This is a genomic window from Actinophytocola sp. (assembly GCF_050699935.1).
GTDB lineage: Bacteria > Actinomycetota > Actinomycetes > Mycobacteriales > Pseudonocardiaceae > Actinophytocola.
Genome location: NZ_JBOHGB010000267.1, coordinates 1 through 4,134, shown reverse-complemented (window position 1 = coordinate 4,134; position 4,134 = coordinate 1). Strand labels below are relative to the sequence as shown.

The window sequence follows — 4,134 nt, the reverse complement described above, 5'->3', positions numbered from 1 at the left end:
GCCGGGCCCGAGGCGGCGCAGGTCGTGCTGGCGAACAAGGACAAGGCGTACTCCCAGCAGGGCTGGACCTACTTCATCGGCCCGTTCTTCAACCGCGGCCTGATGCTGCTGGACTTCGACGAGCACCTCTACCACCGCCGGCTCATGCAGCAGGCGTTCACCAGCGAGCGCCTGGCGGCCTACCTCGGCCGCATCGGCGAGGTGGCCCGGCACGGGCTGGCGGGCTGGCGGCCGGACGAGCGGTTCGCCGTGTACCCGGCGCTCAAGCGGCTCACGCTCGACATCGCGACCGCCGTGTTCATGGCCGGCGAGCTCGGCGCGGACAGCTCCCGGCTCACCCGCGCGTTCGTCGACACGGTGCGGGCCGGCACCGCGCTCATCCGGCTGCCGGTCGGCCGCTGGGGCGCGGGGCTGCGCGGCCGCCGGGTGCTGGAGGACTACTTCCGGCGCGGCCTGCCGACCAAGCGCGCCTCGGACTCCGACGACCTGTTCGCCGCCCTGTGCCACGCCCGCACCGACGACGGCGAGATGTTCAGCGACGACGACGTCGTCAACCACATGATCTTCCTGATGATGGCCGCGCACGACACGTCGACGATCACCACGACCGCGGTCGCCTACTACCTCGGCAAGTACCCGGAGTGGCAGGACAAGGTGCGCACCGAGTCGCTCGCCCTCGGCGACGGACCGCTCGACACGGCCGCGCTGGACCGGTTGCCCGCACTGGACCTGGTGATCAAGGAGTCGCTGCGGCTGGTGGCGCCGGTGCCCACGCTGGTGCGCAAGACCGTGGCCGACACCGACCTGCTCGGCCACTACGTGCCGGCGGACACGCTGGTCGTGGTCACCCCGTGGGTCAACCACCTGCTGGCGGAGTACTGGCCGGACCCGCACCGGTTCGACCCCGAGCGGTTCGCCGAGGGGCGGCGCGAGGACAAGGTGCACCGCTTCGCGTGGATGCCGTTCGGCGGCGGGGTGCACAAGTGCATCGGCATGCACTTCGGCATGTACGAGGTGAAGTACCTGGTGCACGAGCTGGTCCGGCGGTTCGAGTGGACGGTCCCGCCGGGCTACTCCGTCCGCTGGGACCCGACCGCCCTGCCCGTGCCCACCGACGGCCTACCCGTGGACCTCCGCGCTCGCTGACCCGCGCGTTCCCCGCCTCTACCGGTGCCGCACAGGTTCCCCGTGCTCCAGGTACGAGGTCGTGCCGGTGGCGTAGGCACGGTGTGCGTTGGTCAGGCGGCGCTCCAGCCGTGTGATCACGTAGCGAGCCAGGTTTGCGACGGCGACCCACTCGGTCCGGTCGATCTCGACGCCATCGAGGCGGATCGCCTGCTCGTCATGGCCGAGCGGACCGCAGTCGAAGACGTAGAGGATCTTGTCGCCCTCCGCGTCGCTCGGGGCCCAGTCGTGCACCAGCAACCGCCGGACGGCTCGCTCCACCCCAACTCCTCACGCACCTCGCGTTCACACGCCGCCGCCGGCGACTCGCCCCGGTCGACGTAGCCACCCGGAATGTCCCACCGGTTGCCGTAGGTCTTGCGCACGAGCAGGACCTTGTCGCCGTGCACGAACAGTGCTCCCGAGGCGAGCCGGGGCGTCGCGAACCCGTCCGCGGGGCTGGTCACCGCACCGACCCGGTGACCCGTTGCGCGAGCTTCTCCAACTCGACCGAAGGTCTCCCGACAGACCGCTGAACGAGGTTCGTCACGACCTTTCGAGACAGGTAGTGGTGGCGCACGTGTTCCGGCGCCATCCGCTCGGCGTCCGGCACCGTGTGCAGCGCGTCGTCGCGCCGCCCGGTCATGCTGGACGCCCGCGCGCGACGTCGAGCAGGTGCCGAGCCCGCCGCTCGACCGGAACCGCGCGGGTGTCGAGCGACCGACCATTGCTCAGCACGGTCCCCAGGTCGCCCAACTCCGCGGCGACGTTGACCCTGTGGATGGCCACGTTGGTCGGACCGAACGCGGTCCACAGATGATTGGCATCCCGCCCCAACCGCTGGGCCGCACGGTCCGCCTCCCGCAGGTAGCCAGCCGCCTTCACACCATCGCCGAAGCGGGCCGCGGCCATCGCACCCGCCAGGAACAGCATGCCGTAGACCGACATCGCTGCCTGGTCGTCGCCGACGTCCCCCTCCAGTTCCTGTGCACCGGACTCGACCAACCGCATGGCCGCCTCAAGCTGCCCGGTCGCAGCAAGGGCGAACGCAACTGAGCGCACGAGCGACGCACGGATGGCAGGACTGTCCGATCTCTCTGCCGCCATCAGTCCACGATCAGCCGCCAGCCAGGCGAGGTTCGCATCGCCGGTCTTCGACAGGACGGCCGCGGCGACCTGATACGACAACGCCAGCAGTCCGCAGGCCTCGACCCACTCCTGGCCCGAACAAGCCTGTACGGCCCCTGCGCATCGACGAGAACTGTTCGATGTCGCTCAGCGACACCGGTTCGGCGTCCCTCGCCGAACCGGAGCCCGACGCTCGGTGCGAGTAGTCCGCGAGAACAGCATGCAGTTCAGCGACCGCGGGTGACCGCGGATGCACGGAGTTCGCGTCGACGAGACCACTCGAAGCATGGCGGGCATACTCGACGGCATCAGGTGCCGTAAGCAGTTCCTCGATCGGGGCCTCGAAGAAACGCTCCAGGAGACGTGCGGTCGGTGGTCGCAACTGGTCGGGCGCGAACTGGCCGGCGGCAAGTCGCTGCACATGGCGGTAACTCAACGTGCCTGGCTCGCCGCTGCGCCGAGCGAACGCCTCCCGTTGCTCGGTGAACTCCTCGAAGCTCAGCCGGCGTTGCCTGATGCGCTTCCAGCCCCGTGCGCGCCATTCTCGTACCCACTCGCTCACCACACTCGACAGTCGATCGACGACCAAGAGTAACCTCACGTCAGGTCCGCGGCTCCAGCGAGCGCAAGGGCTCGGGCAGGTCCTCGGTGTGCACGACGCCGAGCCGCCGGGTCGCCCGGGTGAGCGCCACGTACAGGTCGGCGGGGCCGGACGGCTCGCCCGCGAGGATGCGCAGCGGCTCCACGATGATCACCGCGTCGTACTCGAGGCCCTTCGCGGCACGCGGGGTCACCGCGGACATGCCTGCGTCTATACCGAGGTCCAGGCCCTCCGGCGCGATGACGGCCAGCGTGCCGGCGCCGATCTCGGCGGACTCGGCGCGCGCGAGCTCCGCGACCCGCGCCGCGAGCGCGCCGGGCGTGGTCCGGGCCGACCACGGCCTGAAGTCGCCGTACCGCACGGACTTCGGGGGCTGCAGCGACGGGTCCAGCTCGACCAGAACCTGCGCGGCCACCTCCATGATCTCCGCCGGCATCCGGTAGTTGATCGTCAGCTGGCGGTAGGTCCACCGGGACGGGACGTACTCCTCCAGCATCGTCGCCCAGCTGCGCGCGCCCGCCGGCGACTCGCGCTGCGCGAGGTCGCCCACGATGGTCATGGACCGGCTGGGGCAGCGCCGCATCACGACCCGCCAGTCCATCTCGGACAGCTCCTGCGCCTCGTCGACGACCACGTGCCCGTAGGTCCACTCGCGATCGGCCGCCGCGCGCTCGGCCAGCGTCCGGTGGTCGCGCTCCTCGTGCCGCTCGACGAGCCGCTCGACGTCGATCAGGTCGACCGCGCGCAGCACCTCGCCGTCCGGATCCTCCTCGGTGTCGAGGATGTCCAGCACCCCGCGGGCGTAGCGGCGCTCGGCCCGGCGGATGCGCTCGGCGGCGCCGTCGTCGCGGGTCAGCGGGCCGAGCAGCTCCACCGACTCGTCCAGCAGCGGCACGTCCGACACCGTCCAGTCCGAGCCGGCCTCGCGGTACAGCGCGTCCCGCTCGTGCGGCTCGAGGACGCCGTCGCACGCCGTGGCCAGGCGCTCGGACGAGCCGTACAGCTCGGCCAGCAGCCCGTACGGCGTGAGGCGAGGCCAGAGCCTGTTCACCGCCACCGACAGCTCGTGGCTGCGGGACAGCTCCGAGCGCACGTCCGAGCGCAGCTCGTCGGACAGCCCCGCCACGTCGCGGGTGTCGAGCCAGTCCCCGCCGATCCGGTCCACCGCCTGCACGGCGAGGTCCAGGATCAGCGAGTCGCGGAAGGTCGGCCGTGCCTGGTTGTGCCGCACCCCGGTCGCT

At 71.0% G+C, this 4,134-nt stretch carries 5 protein-coding genes and 2 pseudogenes; 1 reads left to right on the top strand and 6 read right to left on the bottom strand.

Annotated features, from left to right (window positions below):
- Positions 1–1,146: cytochrome P450 (locus tag ACRDTB_RS37520; protein WP_431437016.1), on the top strand; the 1,146-nt coding region annotated here is incomplete at its 5' end.
- A gap of 18 nt (positions 1,147–1,164) precedes the next feature.
- Here the strand turns inward: ACRDTB_RS37520 and ACRDTB_RS37515 are convergent.
- The 6 genes and pseudogenes from ACRDTB_RS37515 to ACRDTB_RS37490 all read right to left on the bottom strand — a co-directional run.
- The gene (locus ACRDTB_RS37515) at positions 1,165–1,446 is read right to left on the bottom strand and encodes a hypothetical protein (protein ID WP_431437017.1); all 282 of its coding nucleotides are present in this window, start codon (positions 1,444–1,446) and stop codon (positions 1,165–1,167) included.
- Between the two features lie 50 nt (positions 1,447–1,496).
- Positions 1,497–1,550, bottom strand: a pseudogene (locus ACRDTB_RS37510) (NUDIX hydrolase); the annotation flags it as partial.
- A gap of 77 nt (positions 1,551–1,627) precedes the next feature.
- Positions 1,628–1,810 carry a hypothetical protein gene (locus tag ACRDTB_RS37505; protein ID WP_431437015.1) on the bottom strand — a complete coding sequence of 61 codons (183 nt, stop codon included), beginning with the start codon at positions 1,808–1,810 and terminating at the stop codon, positions 1,628–1,630.
- Positions 1,807–2,175, bottom strand: coding sequence for a hypothetical protein (locus tag ACRDTB_RS37500; protein WP_431437014.1), 369 nt, complete (start codon positions 2,173–2,175; stop codon positions 1,807–1,809). Before ACRDTB_RS37500 ends, ACRDTB_RS37505 begins: the two co-directional genes overlap by 4 nt.
- 106 nt (positions 2,176–2,281) lie before the next feature.
- A complete protein-coding gene (locus ACRDTB_RS37495; RefSeq protein ID WP_431437013.1) occupies positions 2,282–2,881 on the bottom strand; it encodes a hypothetical protein in 600 nt (199 codons plus the stop codon).
- A gap of 13 nt (positions 2,882–2,894) precedes the next feature.
- Positions 2,895–4,134 (bottom strand): annotated as a pseudogene (locus ACRDTB_RS37490) (helicase); the annotation flags it as partial.